The sequence below is a fragment of the Ruegeria arenilitoris genome (assembly GCF_013030265.1).
GTDB classification, from domain to species: domain Bacteria; phylum Pseudomonadota; class Alphaproteobacteria; order Rhodobacterales; family Rhodobacteraceae; genus Ruegeria; species Ruegeria arenilitoris_E.
This window is the reverse complement of the sequence record NZ_WPZQ01000008.1, coordinates 12,333-29,500: the sequence shown is the minus strand read 5'-3', so window position 1 is coordinate 29,500 and position 17,168 is coordinate 12,333. Positions and strand designations below refer to the sequence as shown.

17 protein-coding genes are annotated in these 17,168 nt (G+C 55.0%); 15 read left to right on the top strand and 2 right to left on the bottom strand.

Going from position 1 to position 17,168, the window contains the following annotated elements; translation table 11 throughout:
- The 15 genes from GOX61_RS14895 (at position 1) to GOX61_RS14825 (ending at position 11,742) form a co-directional block, all read left to right on the top strand.
- Positions 1–441 (top strand): acyl-CoA transferase, encoded by a 441-nt coding sequence (locus tag GOX61_RS14895; RefSeq protein WP_170334983.1) that lies wholly within the window; start codon positions 1–3, stop codon positions 439–441.
- Positions 442–464: 23 nt separating this feature from the next.
- The gene (locus GOX61_RS14890) at positions 465–1,421 is read left to right on the top strand and encodes a phage tail tube protein (protein ID WP_170334981.1); all 957 of its coding nucleotides are present in this window, start codon (positions 465–467) and stop codon (positions 1,419–1,421) included.
- 9 nt (positions 1,422–1,430) lie between these two features.
- Positions 1,431–1,940 (top strand): hypothetical protein, encoded by a 510-nt coding sequence (locus GOX61_RS14885; protein WP_170334979.1) that lies wholly within the window; start codon positions 1,431–1,433, stop codon positions 1,938–1,940.
- 32 nt (positions 1,941–1,972) lie between these two features.
- On the top strand, positions 1,973–2,155 hold the full coding sequence (locus tag GOX61_RS14880; RefSeq protein WP_170334939.1) for a DUF7697 family protein: 183 nt from the start codon (positions 1,973–1,975) through the stop codon (positions 2,153–2,155).
- Position 2,156: 1 nt separating this feature from the next.
- Positions 2,157–4,244 (top strand): phage tail tape measure C-terminal domain-containing protein, encoded by a 2,088-nt coding sequence (locus GOX61_RS14875; RefSeq protein WP_170334977.1) that lies wholly within the window; start codon positions 2,157–2,159, stop codon positions 4,242–4,244.
- A complete protein-coding gene (locus GOX61_RS14870) occupies positions 4,241–4,831 on the top strand; it encodes a hypothetical protein (RefSeq protein WP_217353882.1) in 591 nt (196 codons plus the stop codon). Before GOX61_RS14875 ends, GOX61_RS14870 begins: the two co-directional genes overlap by 4 nt.
- Entirely contained in the window at positions 4,828–5,385 is a 558-nt protein-coding gene (locus tag GOX61_RS14865) for a hypothetical protein (protein WP_170334976.1), read from the top strand. Before GOX61_RS14870 ends, GOX61_RS14865 begins: the two co-directional genes overlap by 4 nt.
- The gene (locus GOX61_RS14860) at positions 5,373–5,777 is read left to right on the top strand and encodes a DUF6950 family protein (RefSeq protein WP_170334974.1); all 405 of its coding nucleotides are present in this window, start codon (positions 5,373–5,375) and stop codon (positions 5,775–5,777) included. Before GOX61_RS14865 ends, GOX61_RS14860 begins: the two co-directional genes overlap by 13 nt.
- A 1-nt stretch (position 5,778) precedes the next feature.
- Positions 5,779–8,895: a phage head spike fiber domain-containing protein gene (locus tag GOX61_RS14855; protein WP_170334972.1), complete on the top strand. Its 3,117-nt coding sequence runs from the start codon at positions 5,779–5,781 to the stop codon at positions 8,893–8,895.
- Positions 8,895–9,605: a hypothetical protein gene (locus tag GOX61_RS14850; RefSeq protein WP_170334970.1), complete on the top strand. Its 711-nt coding sequence runs from the start codon at positions 8,895–8,897 to the stop codon at positions 9,603–9,605. The genes GOX61_RS14855 and GOX61_RS14850 overlap by 1 nt, the downstream gene beginning before the upstream one ends.
- Entirely contained in the window at positions 9,606–9,965 is a 360-nt protein-coding gene (locus tag GOX61_RS14845; RefSeq protein ID WP_170334969.1) for a hypothetical protein, read from the top strand. It begins immediately after the preceding gene.
- The gene (locus GOX61_RS14840) at positions 9,962–10,549 is read left to right on the top strand and encodes a hypothetical protein (RefSeq protein WP_170334967.1); all 588 of its coding nucleotides are present in this window, start codon (positions 9,962–9,964) and stop codon (positions 10,547–10,549) included. Before GOX61_RS14845 ends, GOX61_RS14840 begins: the two co-directional genes overlap by 4 nt.
- Positions 10,550–10,610: 61 nt before the next feature.
- Positions 10,611–11,291 (top strand): NlpC/P60 family protein, encoded by a 681-nt coding sequence (locus GOX61_RS14835; RefSeq protein ID WP_170334965.1) that lies wholly within the window; start codon positions 10,611–10,613, stop codon positions 11,289–11,291.
- 23 nt (positions 11,292–11,314) lie between these two features.
- Positions 11,315–11,515 (top strand): hypothetical protein, encoded by a 201-nt coding sequence (locus GOX61_RS14830; RefSeq protein WP_170334963.1) that lies wholly within the window; start codon positions 11,315–11,317, stop codon positions 11,513–11,515.
- Entirely contained in the window at positions 11,512–11,742 is a 231-nt protein-coding gene (locus tag GOX61_RS14825) for a hypothetical protein (protein WP_170334961.1), read from the top strand. The genes GOX61_RS14830 and GOX61_RS14825 overlap by 4 nt, the downstream gene beginning before the upstream one ends.
- Before the next feature lie 228 nt (positions 11,743–11,970).
- Here GOX61_RS14825 and GOX61_RS14820 read toward each other — a convergent pair whose 3' ends face one another.
- Together GOX61_RS14820 and GOX61_RS14815 are read right to left on the bottom strand one after the other, a co-directional pair.
- Positions 11,971–16,647: a calcium-binding protein gene (locus GOX61_RS14820; protein WP_170334959.1), complete on the bottom strand. Its 4,677-nt coding sequence runs from the start codon at positions 16,645–16,647 to the stop codon at positions 11,971–11,973.
- The gene (locus GOX61_RS14815) at positions 16,644–17,165 is read right to left on the bottom strand and encodes a hypothetical protein (protein WP_170334957.1); all 522 of its coding nucleotides are present in this window, start codon (positions 17,163–17,165) and stop codon (positions 16,644–16,646) included. Before GOX61_RS14815 ends, GOX61_RS14820 begins: the two co-directional genes overlap by 4 nt.
- Positions 17,166–17,168: the final 3 nt, after the last annotated feature.

Here is a 17,168-nt window from a genome sequence, read left to right as displayed (position 1 = left end):
ATGGCCGACAGCAAATCAGAACAAGTCCTGAAGGCGCTGACGACAGCCATCAAAACGGCTCTGCCTTCGGGTGCTTCGTTTGAGCGAAATGAATTCTACCCGGATCGGATTCCTTCGCTGGGTTCCGTCGTGCTCCAGGATGGTGATCCCGGAGTGCCGGAAATTACACTATCGCCAACCGAGTACATTTATGATCACCGCGCTGAGGTGGATATCATCGTCAATGGTTCCAGTTCGACGGCACGTGATGCAAAGTTTGATGTTCTCAAGCAGGCGATCGGCACGGCAATCTCATCTGATCGAACTCTTGGCGGTCTGTGTGACTACGTTGTCGGCGAAGCGCCGGCGCCGCTGGAATTGCCTGTCGAAGGCGCACAAGGGCTGAAAGCCGCAACCATCGGTGTGATCCTGACTTACGGCACGCCGGACCCTCTTATCTGAGACACTCCTGAAAGGACGTTAATATGGCACGCGCTCAAGGCGCGCGGTCGCAGTTTGCGCTCGCGTTTGAATCTGTCTACGGCACCCCGCCCGCCGCGGGATCATATTGGAAGATGCCTTTTTCCCGGTCGACACTGGGCAGCGAACAAGGGCTGATCGAGGATGATCTGCTCGGGCTCGGACGAGATGCCCAGCCGCCAACCCGGGACGCAATCACGGCGGATGGTGAAGTCGCGATCCCGATCGATGTCCGGTATATCGGTGTCTGGCTCAAGGCCCTATTCGGAAATCCCGTCACGACAGGAACGGGGCCTTACACCCATGTGTTCTCAAGCGGGTCCTGGGCCATTCCCAGCTTCTCCGCTGAAACCGGTCTGCCCGAGGTTCCGCACTATGCAATGGTTTCGGGTTGCATGGCAGATTCCATTTCGTTTCAAATGCAACGTTCCGGGCTTGTGACAGCGACGGTGAATGTCATCGCTCAGGGCGAAAATAAAGGGTCAGTTTCGGCTGTTGGCACAATGCAGCAGGAAGTGATCAGCCGATTTGGATCTTTCACCGGTTCAATCAGCCGCGACGGTGCGCAGTTGGGTAATGTGGTTCAGGGCCAGGTGACCTACAACAACAGTCTCGATCGGGTCGAAACCATCCGAGCGGATGGCAAGATTGATGGGGCCGATCCCGGGAAAGCGATGATGTCGGGAACAATCGACATTCGTTATGGCGATGCGACGCTGATGGATCAGGCCACAAGCGGTGCGGCTTGTGAACTGAGTTTCAAGTACCAGATCGATGCCGAGAAGAGCCTCGAATTTGTTGCGCATGAGGTATTCCTGCCAAAACCCAAAGTGCCGATCGAGGGGCCCGGCGGTGTGCAGGCCTCATTCGCGTGGCAGGCAGCCTTTGACGATGGGACAGGGAAGATGGCCACTGTCACGCTGATCAACGACATCGCCGATTACGACAATCCAACCAACTAAGGAGCGCTGATGCGTATTTCTCTCAATCCGAAAGCGGAGTGGTATGATCTTGTTCCGGGTCATATCCGGGTGCTGGCTGAACCCGCTCTGGACCTGGTCTTTGAACAGGCGGCGCAGGACGATCGGATCGTTGCGCTGAACCTTGAGATCGATGAGGCCACAGCCGCCGATGACATCGACAGGATGGCGGAACTTCAGCGTCTGCTGGGTAAGACCATGAACCTTGTTGTTGCGGAGCTGGTGATCACCGACTGGGAAGGCATCGAGGATGACAAAGGAAATCCTGCGCCTGTGGATGCAGATTACATCAACGCCACGCTGCGGATGCCGGCGCTCGCGAGTGCCTGGGATCAGGGATACATGGCGCGCTGGTTGGGGCTGAGCGATGTGCTCAGCGCGGAAAAAAACGCCTCTGCGCCCTCGCCGACTGGCACTTCGGCGGCGGCGCCCAGTACTGCGAAGCGTGCCCGTCCGTCTGCCAAGAGTGCCCGAAGAAAGAAAACCGCCCGCAAACCCTAGAGGGAAAGCGGGTCTGGGATCTGGTTCTGAGATTGGAGAGCCAGATTCAATTCATTGCCACGTCACAGGGCACATCCGCTCTCGGGTTTAATCAGGCAGCAGCGCTGCGTCTGGCTGAAGCCCTGGGTGTGAACACAACCGTTGTGGCGCTGATCCTGCCGGATGTCGAAGCCATTGCCTGCGGGAAAATCAACGAACAAATGAGAGAGTCCTGATATGGCGGAAAAGCGTGTTTCTGTCCGCCTCGCGGCTGTGGGTGGACAGCAGCTCAAAGGCGAGTTTGTCGCAATCGGCAGTGCTGGCAAGGAGGCGCTTGTTGGTATTGCGGCGAATGCAGATCCTGCTGAAGCGGGAATGCAGTCCGTCGAGGTTGCGGCGGCTCGCGCCAGGCAGTCCTTTGAGGAACTCTCAGTAAAAGCGGAAAACAGTGCCTCGGCGATGCGAACATCGGCTGCTGCTGCGTCACCCATGGTTGACCAGATCAACCGTCTGACAGGTGTCACACCGGCAATCGGCAAAACAACGGCTGAGTATCTTCAACAGGGACAAGCGCTCGATCAGCTGCGTGCCAAGTACAATCCGGTATATGCCGAGATCCAGCGTTACCGAACCGCAGTTTCCGAGGTCAAGGCGGCTCAGTTGCAGGGTGCCCTGACCGCGGATGAAATGGCGGCCGCCATTCAACGGGAGAGGCGGGCTTCGCTGGAGAGTATCGCTGCACTCAAGGGGCGAACCGTTGCGATTAATGGCATGTCAGCAGCGACCCGGGTTGGCATGCTGCGGACGCAGCAGATGTTCTATCAGGCTAATGATATTGGCGTTTCGTTGATCAGTGGCATGAACCCGTTTGTGGTCATGGCACAGCAGGGCACCCAGATTGCCCAGATTTACGGCTTTGGAAACGGTGGGGTTGGCGCTGCGCTACAGGACATCGGAAACCTTGTCGGCGGGCTGGTTCGCAAGTTCTGGCCTGTCTTGGCGGTTGCCGGAGCCTTCAGTGCTGTTATCGGCAGCATGACCGGGGAGATCAACAAGACCTCTGATGTCACTGTCACGTTCGGAGACACCGCGCTGGCGGTGTGGCAAACCATACGCGACGGGCTCTATTCGGTCCTTCGGCCCGCGATCGAGCAGATATCCGGGTGGTTCTCAACGGTCTGGGGTTGGGTGGTTGATGGCGCCATTGCGGCTGGCAATCTCATCCTCAACACCATGAAAATCACTGCGCTGGGGATAAAGACTGCAGCGGATACGATCCCGGAATACTTCAGGGCCGCATTCTCCCTCGCCGTGTCCTATGTGGTCACAAAGATGCACGACATGGTCTGGTATGTAAGCCGGGCGGTGAACGGAGTTGCCGAAGGTCTCAACAGTGTTTTTGACACGAACCTGAGCACCGACAACTTCTCCGGCATTCTGGATACGCTGAGCAAGAAGAGCGGCGACGCATTTGAAGCCAGCCAGGAAGCCGCGGGTCGGGCTTCGACAGCGTGGAGCAACTTCGGAAAAACCGTAAAAGATACCGTGAATGAGAATCCGCTGGGTGATCTCTTTGAGAGCATCAAGGAAAGAGCCACCAGCAACGCTTTGAACCGGTTGTCTGAGGACCAGAAAAAGGCAGGCGGAGCAGGGCGCAAGGCTGGCGAACAGGCCAAAGAGGGCTGGGACGCAGCCAGAGACGCCTTGAGTGAATATGCTCGCAACGCAAGCGATTGGGGCAAAGGTGTCGGCGATGCCATGGTCAACGGGTTTCAGTCTGCTGAAAGCGCTTTTCGGAAATTTGCAGAGGGCGGGAAGGTTGATTTCCGTGGCCTGATCCGGTCGATGATCGCCGATTTTGCCTTGCTGCAGTTCAAGTCGGGCGTATTGGGCCCGCTGGCTCAGGCCTTGTCAGGGTTGGGTGGCGGTTCGGGCGGTGGATTCTTCGGCAAGCTGCTGGGGAGTATCATGCACGTTGGCGGAACAGTTGGTGCTGGCGGAATGACGCGTCAGGTACCGGCCGTTGCCTTTGCCGGGGCACAGCGGTTCCATGGTGGCGGTTGGCCGGGATTGAAGCCGGATGAAGTTCCCGTGATTGCCCAGCGGTATGAGCGCATCTGGTCCAAGCAGGAGGTTGCGCAGGGACACGCAAATGGAGCATCACCGGGGCGCGGTGACGGCATGAGCATTTCGATTGACGCCCGCGGAGCCCAGATGGGTGTAGCGGAGCAGATCGAGCAGAAGCTGGCTGCGATGCTGCCAAGTATCTACAAGGGTAGTTTCGCATATGGGCAACAGATGAGACGTCGTGGGGTGCGGGCTTGACTGTTCCCGTATTCCCGACTGGTATTGTACGTGATGCAGACCGAACCCTCGCTGTCGCCGCTACGCCCGTCACATCCCCCTTTACCGGTAGTCAGGACGTACAGGACTGGGGCGGTGAATGGTGGGACTATAATATCGAGGTGGCACTGCGTCTCGGGCAACGAGACGGCAGATCCCTGTCCTCGTTCTTTGCAAGGCTACGGGGTCCCGTCACACCATTTCTGTTCGTAGATCCATCCATAGATCAGACCGGCAACTATGGCTCGCCACTGGTCAGGGGAGCGGGGCAATCCGGAAACACTCTGGACACGGACGGGTGGAGTGCAGCTGGTCTGAGAGACGGTGACTTCTTCTCTCTGGGAAGCGGATTGGCGACCGAATTCTACCAACTGACTGCTGATGTCCAACCCAGCAGCGGGGCTGCGACACTGGAGTTTGTTCCGGCTCTGAGATCTTCTCCGGCTGATGATGCGTCGCTTGAAGTTGTGAACCCGAAGGTTCTGCTTCGGTTGACCTCTCCGGTGCCGACCCGGATCCGGCCATACGACAAGTATCAGTTCAGTTTCACGGCTCGGGAGGCAATATGACTCGCAACATGTCCGCGGCTTTTGAAGCTGCTCTGGATGATCCGAACCTGAAGCCCTGTGCTTTCTTCGAAGGACAGTTTCCGAGCGGCACTATCTATCTTTGGACCGGTAAGCGTGAGGTCACGTGGAATGGGCAGATCTGGCTGGGCGCCGGGAGCCTTATAAGTGCAAGCGAGATTGAAGAAACGACGGACGTCATAGCGAGCGGCCTGGAGTTAACCATCTCAGGTGTGCCGTCTTCCATGGTGTCACTGGTAATCGATGATGCGCGACAAGGGATGCCGGGAAAGGTTTATATCGGTCTTCTTGCCACCGATGGTTCAGTCATTGCGGATCCGGTTCAGTCCTTCGCGGGTCGTCTTGATGTTCCCAATATCGAAGATGGCGAACAAACATGTCACATAACCATCACTTACGAAAGCCGCCTGATTGATCTGCAGCGGCCACGTGAGTTCCGGTACACCCATGAAAGCCAGAGGTTGTTTGATCCGTCCGACCGAGGTTTCGAGGCTGTGACCTGGCTGCAGGACAGGTCAATCTCATGGGGACAGTGAGGTTCGAGGATTGGCCGCTGCGTTTGCAGGCTGAGATCGAAAGCGCGCGTGCACGGCCATTCAAATGGGGCAGCCATGATTGTGGAACATGGGCAGCGGATATCGTGCAGACCCTGACCGGAAACACGCTTGATCTGCCGAAGGGGTATCGGACGGCAAACGGATCGCTCGTCGCGATGTGCCGAAAGACCGGGGCGAACACAATGGAGGGCGCGGTGACTTACTTTCTCGGCGAGCCGCTTCAAACCCCTTTGTTCGCCCAACGCGGTGACATTGTGTTGCACAGTTCGCAGGCGCTGGGGGTGTGTGTCGGCTCTGAGGTTTTTTGCCTGTCAGAGACCGGGTTGTCTGCGATTCCACTGACGGAATGTCAGGTCGCATGGAGGGTTTGATTTGCCACCAGTAGGCGCGGCCATTGCCGCATTTGCCGCAAAGAGCGCTTTTGCAGCGGCACTTGTGAAACTGGGCGGATCACTGTTGTTGTCAGCGGCTGCAAGAGCATTGATGCCGAAACCGGAAAACCCTGTTCGTGGCCGTCAGGTAACGTCCAGACAACCGGTCGCACCGCGTGAGATTGTGTATGGTCAGTCGCGCAAAGGCGGAACCGTGGTGTTCATGCATACAACGCCCGGGCACTGGCACAAAGCTCCGCCCAATGCGGTGCTTGAGATGATCATTGTTCTCGCCGGGCATCAGGTCAGGAAAATCGGGAATATTTATTTCGACGGCGAGCTGGTCATTCCTGAGGGTCAGGATAGAGCCATTGGAAGATTTAATGAGCGGGCTTATTGCATTCGGCGCCTCGGCACTCCGGGTCAGACTGCCATTCCGGATCTGCTCGCAAAGTTGAAGGGGTGGTGGACGGACCTGCATCGCTTTACCGGCTGCGCCTATATCTATGTTTCGCTGTCCTATGATCCACATGTATACCCGAACGGCATCCCGAACATCACCTGCGATATCGAGGGCAAGGATGACATCTATGATCCCCGAACCCAGCAGCGCGGTTATACGGACAATGCCGCGCTCTGCGTCGCAGATTATATGTCGCTCACCCACTATGGAATCGGTGCCGGGATAGGCGCGGAAGACGGGATTAGCACGGCTTCCCTGATTGCGGCGGCCAATGTCTGTTATGAGACCGTTCAGGAAGTCGGTGGCGGAACAGATGTCCGGTATCGGTGCAACGGTGTTCTGACACTGGATCAGTCGCCCAAGACGAACATCGAGGCCATGCTCACAGCCATGGCCGGGCAGGTGGCCTGGCAAGCGGGGCAGTGGCATATCTACGCCGGTGCCTACCGCATTCCCACTCGGACATTTGGCCCGGATGATTTCTCCGGCAACATTCAGTTGCAGACCCGGGTTACGAGAGAGGAGAATTTCAACGGAGTGCGCGGGCAGTTCATCTCGCCCATCAATCACTGGCAGCCTGACGATTTCCCGGCCTATCAGTCAGCGACCTATGTGGCTGAGGACGGGGGAGAGGCATCCTGGACTGACATTTCTCTGCCGTTCACGATCTCGGCGGCAGCGGCTCAACGCCTCGCCAAGATACACCTTGAGCGTCAGCGGCGACAGCAAACCGTATCGGTGCCGGGTAAGCTGCGCATGTGGAAGGCCACAACCGGAAGTGTGATCAATCTCGATTACGCGCGTTTTGGATTTGCCACAAAGCCGTTCGAAGTACGGGCCATGTCACTGGGTATTGAAGATAACGCCCTGGTCCCCAGCCTCGTTGTGCGGGAAACCTCTCCGCTGGTCTATGACCATCATGCAAGCGAGTTTCAGATCTATCAGGCCGCCCCGAAAACCAATCTGCCGAGCGCGTTTGACATCGTGGCGCCGACAAACCTTGAGGTTTTCGAAAACCTCTATCAGACCCGCACGGGCGGCGGCCTGAAGGTTCAGGTGAAAATCGCTTGGGAACCAGCCGCTTCCGCTTTTGTAAAGCTGTATCAGGTCGAAGCCAGCAACGATAACGGAGCGACCTGGCAGGTATTGAGGCAGACCCCGGATACATCGCTTGAGGTAAAGGACTGGCAGCCGGGCGTGTGGGATTGGCGGGTTATGGCGATCTCTCAACTGGGCGTCCCGTCCGATTACGTAAGCGTCAAGAGGGAGATCTTCGGGCTTGGTGTAAAACCGGGCGCGCTGACAGGGGTAAACCTGCAATCAGCGGGAGGGCTTGCCCTCATCAAATGGGATATTCATCCGGAACTGGATGTCCGGATTGGTGGCAATATCGTCATTCGACACTCAATCGCTGCCAACCCCCTCTGGTCCTCCAGCTACTCCATGGACCGGGTGCCGGGGAATGGTTCGCTTGCGGCTGTTCCGCTCAAACCCGGCACCTACTTACTGCGGGCGGAGGATTTGACGGGCAACCTGTCAGATCCAGTAAAGGTGAAGGCCTCGGGAGCGCAGTCCATCGCATTTGCACCCGTTGATGTCCTTGTGGCCGAGCCACAGTTCTCAGGACAAAAAAACGGGGTCTATAAAGGTGAGGCAGGGTTCCTGCGACTGGGCGGCTCGATCAAGATCGATGATTGGCCTGAGATCGATACCATCTCGAAGATTGACACCTACGGAGGCATACGGACCTCACCGACAGTGAACCTGTTGACCCATACCGAAGTGTTCACAGAAAGCGATTGGATCAAGTCACAGGTTTCGGTGACGCCAGATGCCACGGATGCACCGAACGGGGTCAACAGGGCAGAGAAGGTCATCCCATCTGTTTCGAACGCAAAACACAGCGTTCATCAGGCCACTGAACTGGATGCATCCACGACCTATACCGCAAGTGTTTACGCAAAGCAGAGCGGGTACGACTGGATCGCGATCGAGGTGTTTGACGGTACTGCGACGGGAACCGCGTGGTTTAACCTCGCTGATGGGGAAGCCGGGTCTGTAGTTGGTGGCGGAGCGGTGTCGATCATCGTTGCCGGCAATGGCTGGTATCGCTGTGCCTTCACCCGAACCGTTGCCGATACGGGTGCGCCGGTCGTTCGTTTCAATGTTTGCTCATCCGATGCTGAAGCGACATTTACCGGCGACGGAACCTCGGGCGTCTTTCTCTGGGGCGCTCAGGTCGAAAGCGGGCCTATTGCCACCGACTATCTGAAGAACAGCGCATCCGTAGAGGTCTATGGCCTCTATGAGTTCGCATCCGGGCTTGATTTCGGGGCTGCGAAGAATGTGCGGCTGAGAAGCGAGATCGATCTTACCGCGTCAAACATCTTCGACACGATCGATGAGCGCCCCGGAAAGATTGATGACTGGGCCGATTTTGACGGCGCAGCCGGTGCTGAAGTGGACGTTGTGATGGAAGTGCGTTCGACCACGGATGATCCAACCGGCTCACCGGACTGGACCGAGTGGGGAAGGCTGGACAATTCGGAAATTCACGCGCGCGCCATCCAAGCCCGGGCGCGGCTGCAAACACTCGACGCTGGCATAACGCCGCTTGTGTCAAAGCTTCAATTACATGCAGATGAGGTAGTTTGATGACCCAGGTTAATGACTGGACAACCGACAACCAGGAAGGTGGTCCGTTCAGGCAGCAGCTCAATGGAATTCTTGGAGCCATCCAAAGCAGCAGCTCGGGCCCGGTTGAACCATCTCCGAAGGTGCCGGGCATGTTCTGGTTCGATACCAGCGTGGATCCGGCAGTGCTGCGACAGCGGAATGCAGCCAACACGGGCTGGACGCCGCTGATGAACAAGATCAAGGAAACCATCGTCAGTTCTGCATCTCCGGTTGCTTCGGTAGACTTCTCGTTGCCAACCTCTGAGTTCACCCATTTCGAAATCATCGCAAATGACCTCGTATTTTCGAATACGGACCGCTTCATGCAGATGCGGACATCGGGAAGCGGATTAGGCGCCTTTGATGAGGGGGCTGCCGACTACCATTACGAGGCGCTCTACGGTGATGCCGCTGTTCCTCAGGCTGCCGGGGCGGCCTATAGTTCGGTCATCGTGACCGCTGGATCCAACAATACCATTCCGGCCCGAGCGCGGATCGATATCTTTGACCCCGGCGATGCAAGCCCAACCGGCATTCAGAGCCAGTTTACTTGCATGTCCCCCGCCAATGACCTTCGGTCGGGAGTATTTGGCGGCTATCGCGTGTCTTCAACCGCGGTCAATGCTGTGCGGCTCATGCCGAACGCCGACACCTTCTCTGGCAAATTCAGCTTGTATGGGAGAGTCTAATTGAAACGCATCGTTGATGGCAAAGAGGTCGAGCTCACCAAGGCAGAGGCCAAGAAGCTCAAGGCGGAATGGGCGGCAACGCAGGATGCAGCCGCAAGCGTAACGGCAGATCAGGTGAAGCAGGAAGCGGAACGCCGCATTCTGAGCTTTGTTCCGGAGTGGAAGCAGCGCAACCTGATCGCTCAGGCCTCAATCCTCGCAGAGAAGGGGCGGGACAACTGGTCGGCGGAGGAGCTGACGGCATGGGATGCAGGTCACGCCATTTGGGCGCAAGTCGCCGTCATCCGAGCGAAGTCAGATCAGATCGAGGCAATGGACCCGATCCCGGCTGACTATCAGAGCGACACATATTGGTCATGACCAAGCAGGAAATGGGGAACCGGGCAGTGCGGTTCGGTGAGAGCCTCGACTATTGGCGCAAGATCCTGAGCGCCGTGGTGATGTTGGGGAGCCTGCTTTGGGCGGGGTGGGTTCAGTTTCTGGGCCCTGGCATCAAGGCAGCGGTGCAAGACTTTGTCGGGATCACCGAGATTGCCCATCGGCTGGAAGAGGTTGAACGCAACATGCCACCGCCAAGCGTGGTGGAGTGGAATGAGAGGATCGCGCGCCAGATTGGGAACTGCACTCCGGATCGGTGCACCTACGTTCTAAACGGGGCCCGGACAGACTACGGGGAAAACTGTGGTTCACCATCCTCGATCACGCCTTATGTCAGAACCTCGGCCGGGCAGAACATCGCGGTTTCGTTTGATCCATCAACTGGCGGCAACATCGAACTGACGCGCACCCCTTTGAGCTTTACGGTTCATCTCAGCATTCCCAGCCACCTCGGGCCAGGGGATCACAGTTGGCGCGCGCGGGTGATCTACCCCGATTGCCCGGGCCGGGGTGAGCCCATACCCCGCTGGACGCCCTGGTTCCCGCTAAAAGTCACCGAAGAGTAAGCACCCCCAGACTCACCCCCTCATGCCCCGCCTGCGGGGTCTTTTGTGTTGGAGATTTCCCATGAGCGTTGACTATCGCTGGGTACAGACCCGGCTCTTCGATCTCGGATTCAATCCGGGTCCGATTGATGGCGTCCGCGGTCCTCGCACCGATGCGGCTGTGGTGGCGTTCAAGCGATCAATCGGCCTGAGGGCTCGGCCATATGTCGGGCCGCTGACGCTTGAGGCGTTGCGTTCGGCTCCTGACGCTAAGGCTTCATCAATTCCATGGATGGATGAGGCTGTTCGGGTCCGTGGTCTGCACGAGCAGCGGAATACCTCGGCACTGTCTCGTTGGTTTGATGCTTCAGTCAGTTGGATTGACCCGCGCGAGATCCCGTGGTGTGGGGCCTTCGTTGCGACCTGTTTTCGGAAGTGGCAGCCAGAGATCGAATTGCCCGAAAACCCGCTTGGTGCTCGTAACTGGAAACACTTCGGTCAGCCGACACATCCGGTGTTCGGGTCGTGCCTGATTTTCTGGCGCGGTTCACCAAGTGGCTGGAAAGGGCATGTCGGGTTCTATCACGGTGAAGACCCGTCATATTTTCACGTCCTGGGCGGTAATCAGCGCAATGCTGTTACCATTACGCGCATCGCCAAAGAGCGCCTTTTGTCATCGCGTTGGCCCAGTGACACACCGATCAGCGGCAAGCCCGTCTACGTGACGCCTGACGGTATCCCCACAACCTCAAACGAAGCCTGAAACCACCACGTAGGAGAATTAACATGTGGCTGACTATTCGAATGCTCGTTCTCTACCCGGCGTTTGCCATGCTGGCCAAAGAGGGACTGATCCTCTTCGACCCTGAAGCGGGCACCATCACCATCCAGATTGAAAACATGAAAGCGCTCGTGATGGGTGTTGTCGGCTATGCCGCCACATTCGCCGGCAGTCGTTGGGCCAAGCTGAAAGGCGGTCTGACGTGATTGATCTCCTTATGGGATCGGGGGCCGTCCAATGGGTACTGGGCGTGCTCGCCGCCGTCATAGGGGTTTTTGCCTATGGCAAGGTGCAAAAGCGCAAAGGCAAAAGGGAAGTCCTGCGCGAGGTACAGGAGGCAGACTATGAGAATGCTGCTGAAATCTACGATCGCGTTGAGCGTAATCTTGATAAGCGGGTGCGAGACATGGAAAGTCGAGGCTACCGCGACTGAGGATGCGCTCTGCACCCAGTGGGGCAAGAGCCTTGCGACCCGATCTCGATCAGACACAAAGCAGACACAAGATGAGATCCAGGAGTCTTACGCTGTGTTCTCGCTGTCATGTCCTGACCACCGGTACTTGATACCTACATAGGGCAGGCTGAATCTCAGCCAGTAGGACTAGTGGGGACACAGATTACTGCCTGCCGACAAAATGGTGGTCGGCAGGCTGTTGCGTAGTTAAACAAACACGAAATCATCTTCCGTAAGTATGGACGCATTTAGGTTGCTCACGGTAATGGTTCCGTGATTGGCAATCGCTATCCCGACGTCTCCGTTGTTGTCCGTGATTGTGAGATCCGCAAACGTCAGGCCATCGATGTCGATCCTGATCAGATCCGAGCCGTCCTCAAAATCGGTGATCTCGTCGTCTCCGAAGTTGTCGGCGAAGATAAACGTATCAGCACCGGTCCACCCTGTCAGAGTATCATTGCCTTCCCCACCACTCAGCGTGTCATTATACCTTGAGCCCCGCAGTACGTCATTACTATCGGTTGCCCGGTCGTTAATTGAGCGCTCACGGATGTCGAGCTCAGTCAATTGCTTGTCAGAGAACGAAACCACTTCGATGTTGCCCCGCCCGAGGCCGATCTCAAACTTGTTCTGGTACCGAAGTGTAATCGTGCCATCTGGGGTTTCAATCACCACGTGATCTTCGAGATTCTTGAAGGTTACCTGATCTGAGCTGTACTTCGTTAGGTCGAGCGTGTCATTCCCGCCATTGGCTTTCAACCCGTTGATCACATCGTTTCCTGAGTGATAAATGATCGTGTCATCACCCCCCGAGACCGTGATGGTATCGTTGCCGCTGCCAGCCGAAATCACGTCATCGAAATTTGTGCCAACAATCTGATCATTCCCAGCGGTCTGCTGATCCGCTAGTGCACGACCCCGAATGCCAATTTCATCGAGACTGGTATCCGAAAACAGAATGTTCTCGATGTTCGTGGCTGTGCTGCCGATGTCGTATTCGTTCTGATACGCCAACGTAATCACGCCATCCGGGGTGCGGATCAGAACATTTGCCCCCGAATTCTCAAACGTGACTTGATTTGAGCTGTATTTTCTCAGATCCAGTGTATCGTTACCGGTGTTGTGGCTGCGGCCATGGATGATGAGGTCTCCGGTCTGATAAAGTATCGTATCATCACCGCCTTTGGCATAGACTTCATCGTTACCGGATCCCGCTGTAATCTGTTCGCCGGTGTTGGTGCCGTTGATTGTGTCGTCTCCATCCGTTGCCTGATCTTCTATGGCACGCTGACGAGTACCAGCCTCATCCATAGTGCCATCAGAAAACACTAGGCTTTCGATGTTAGAACGAGCGTGGCCCACTTCATATGCAATCTGGCCTGTCAGTTTGATTTCGCCATCAGGGGTTTTAATGTACACATCAGACCCCGATACACGGAAAGTCACCTGATCAGAGCTGTATTTGGCCAGGATGAGCGTATCGACCCCTCCGCGACCTCCGTCAATGCTATCATCACCGGATTGGTAGATGATCGTGTCATCACCACCACCGCCTGACAAAAGGTCGTTTCCGGAAGGGCCAAATGGGGTATCGTTTCCATCGAACAGGACATCATTCCCGTCACCCCCAAACAGTGTGTCGTTCCCGTCACCTCCATCCAAAAAGTCAGATCCATTGCCACCATTCAGAGTGTCGTCTCCCGCACCACCATTGAGGTCATCATTGCCATCCTGGCCGAGCAGTGTGTCGTTCCCATCACCTCCATAAAGCCGGTCTGTGCCGGAACCTCCGTCGAGTGTATCCGCACCACCACCGCCATAAAGCGTGTCATCCCCTGCTTGGCCGTAAAGGAAATCAACACTGTCGTCGGCAGACAGACCGCCTGCACCAAACATCGTGTCGTTTCCGTCGCCGCCGTAGAGTGTGTCTGAGCCCAAACTACCGTAGAGTTTGTCATTGCCGGCTCCCCCGTTCAGGGTATCGTTTCCGTCACCACCATCGAGAAAGTCATCATCTGCGCCGCCATCGATGTCATCCACTCCGTTCCCGCCAAGCAGGACATCTTCACCGGCACCACCCTCAAGCGTATCGTTTCCGTCACCGCCCTGAAGGTCGTCTTTGCCCTCTCCACCGCGGAGCACATCGTTGCCACTTCCGCCGGCTACTACGTCATCACCTCCGCCAGCATCAATCTCGTCATCCCCGTCCGCGCCGGAAAAGAGCTCTGCCTGATCAGTTCCCGTGAAGGTGTCGTTAGCAGACGTGCCAAGAAATTGTTGGCCTGCTGCGCTTTGCCAATCGGCCAGTGAGACACCGAGCAGGGTGATCGTATCGCCATTCCCGTATGTGATCAGAACATCATCACCTTGCTGAGAAATGGAAACACCCGCTTGTTGCAAGGTGGGATTGATACTTGTGCCAGCTATCGAGATTGCGTTCTTGAAGATGTCAAAGTTCGTATAGGTCTTCTGACCATCTCCAACGTTGGCGCTGACAAAGATCTCTTCGCCGATCTTCTCGCGCCCGCTGCTATTCGGCATAATGGCGGTGATATCGTTGTTCGTTACAAGCGAAGTTCCAACAAATGATCCACCAGCGACATACCATGAGCTCAAGTTGGCAGTACTTTGGATCTCGACATCATCTCGGTCATAATATCGGGTTCCATCGTTGCGCACGCCATAGGTCATGACATACTCATAGTCTCGCTCGTGACTAGTTTCGCCATCTTCACCAACAGTATACTTGGTGAACGTCGCAACCACTCCGGGGCCACCCGGCACATAGCCCCCAATGGGAGCATCGATCCTATAACCCCGGGCGCTGCCACTATAAACAGTTTGGACCCAGGATATTTCAGACCCCAGAAAGGAAACATTAAAGGTGCCAACGAGATCAGCACTATGAGTTTTAGGATCGTTTGAATCGTAGCTTTCGCTCAACGTTTGATAACTCGGCAGATCCACATCAAGGTTTTTGACGGTACCCATTTTGATCGCGGGAAGATCATAGGCTGACACCCCTCCTTCAGGAGGGGTGTAACTCTGAGATCCCGGTGAATCCCAAATTTCATAATCGATCCTCTTAACGCCAATCGGGACAAGTTCTTCCCGTGTTGGCTCACCTACTCCACCTTTGAATACGGTTCTGTGAAACTCGTCGGTCGCGTCTGGGTTGATGATGACGGCATCGAAAAGTGACCAGTCAAAATTGGCTCCCAAGCCCAGCAGGCTTAAGTCAAAATCCGCAAAGTTCTCTTCCGTCAGTCCTTCAACGTTAACAGTCAAAATACCCGCACGGCTGTCAAAATAGAACTTGTCAGCTCCTTTTCCGCCAAAGAGTATTGCCGGACCCTTTCCGTCAGGGTCCAATTGGCTACCCGCGCCATCCCCCGTCAGGTCTATGTGGAACGTGTCGATTCCGGCTCCACCCGCCGCCATCTCTCCGCTCGCCATGTGAAACACATCCTCACCGACACCGCCGATGGCAACTTCAAAATTCGTGGCATTCAGGTCCAGTTCAACTGCATCCGTCCCTTCGACAATCGCAATGTCACGCCCTTCACCACCGTCGACCTCGGTATCTTGAGCATCGAAGTAGATGGTATCGTTCCCACCTTCTCCACGAAGAACATCAGCGCCGCCGCCTCCCTTGAGGATGTTGTTTTCGGAGTTGCCCGTAATTTGATCGTTATGATCGGTGCCTGTAACGTTCTCGAAGCCTTTGATTGCAAGAGAGCTGTCGCCCGAAACGATGGATCCATTTCCGTCATCCGGATCAGCGAGCGTTACCTCAATCGCCGCATCCATGTCCGAGGCATCCAACAGATCGCCTTTTTCAGAGGAAAGACCGGCGTCAATGCCACCGTTTCCGTCGACATTCAGATCAAACAGTGCGGGATTGAAGTTAACGACATCGTCGTGCGCCGTAAGCGTAAGGTTCTCAAAGTTTGTAAATAGGTCTCGCCAAGCATTAGGGGAATTCACATCTGTAGCGCTAAACACTGCAGCAGAACTTGAGGTTGCTCCCTGGTGGAGGCTGATTTCGATCCCTGATGCAAACTCACCATAACTAAGTGTATCATTGTCAACGCTGCCGTCGGCGTTCTCGCCGCCATCAAGATAGTCACTGCCCAGCGACCCTATTGCTCTATCGTCGCCCCCTCCAAAATGCAAAAAATCTCTGTTTGAACTACCCGTGACTGTATGTCCATCATCGCCTAAAACGAGGAGGTAGGTGTAGCTCTGATTGAACTCAGACAGATCTATATGAGTGATTGCGAAAAATACTTCGGAGAAAACTACATCCACCTTCTCAATTCCAGGTGCATATATTTTGTTTTCCTCAAGCTGGACTATCGATTGGTAAACGGGAGAGGCACCGGAAGCTGCTGAAATAGTCGTTCTTGGGTCGAGTCCAAGGTCTATGGCAACTAAGTTTTCCTGCTTTACCATGTTACCCTGACTCTTCTCAGGGTCCATATATTCTGAAAACTCGGTGGGGTCATCTTCATCCAGTAGATTATGCGTTAACTCATGTACTAGAATCTGCTCCGCACTAAACTTATTCACTTGCCCATTTGCAGTGAGATAAAAGGTGTTGTTTCGTACCCACTCGTAGTCGATGTAGACATTGTATTCCAACCCGTCTGCGGTGCTGGTCACATCAGCATAGGCCGTGTCGTTTTCGAAAATAATTCGAAAGTTTCGTTGATCGGAAACAAATTTCTCTAAGAAAACTTTACCAGATTTGGTGTCGTAAATGTTCTGAAGTACTGTCTTCGTTTCAAGTTCGAATTCAGTTAAAGAATTGGAGTTAAGTCCAAATTTGGAAAGGACATCATTGAATGACATATTCTGACTTTCTAAGTTATTTAAAATCAATCGCAAGTGCCATACCAGCCCAGTGTTTCGGCGCAGAATTCACTTAAGCTGTGTATATTTATTAGTATCTTGGAAACGTCTTCTTTCGTGCCATCAATGCCCGTGGCTATATCACACTGAGCAACATCAACCCGTCGCCTGTGGCTAGTAGTTTGCCCTGATGCTTCACATGACAGATCAACGCCGACTAATAGAGATTTCATTGCCGCCTGATCTGGCACTATACCCCACAACCTGAAAGAGCGATTATTTGTGGTTGTCAATATTCCAAGTTTATTAATATTGGTAATTTTTACATTGAAGCGCTTAGTGGTTCGAAAGCTCGCCTCTATAGGATCGGTAGGAAAATGGGGCCTATTAAATTTTGAAGGCTCTATTGTTTTCAGCGATGCGAAATTGCTTAAGAGTGTTTCTATTTTCTGATTTCCTATTTGGTTCGCAAAAAGACTATCACCAAAAGCGGAAAAAAATAATAGTACAGGTAAGCAATATAATACTCTATTCATCTTGTGTCGCATGTT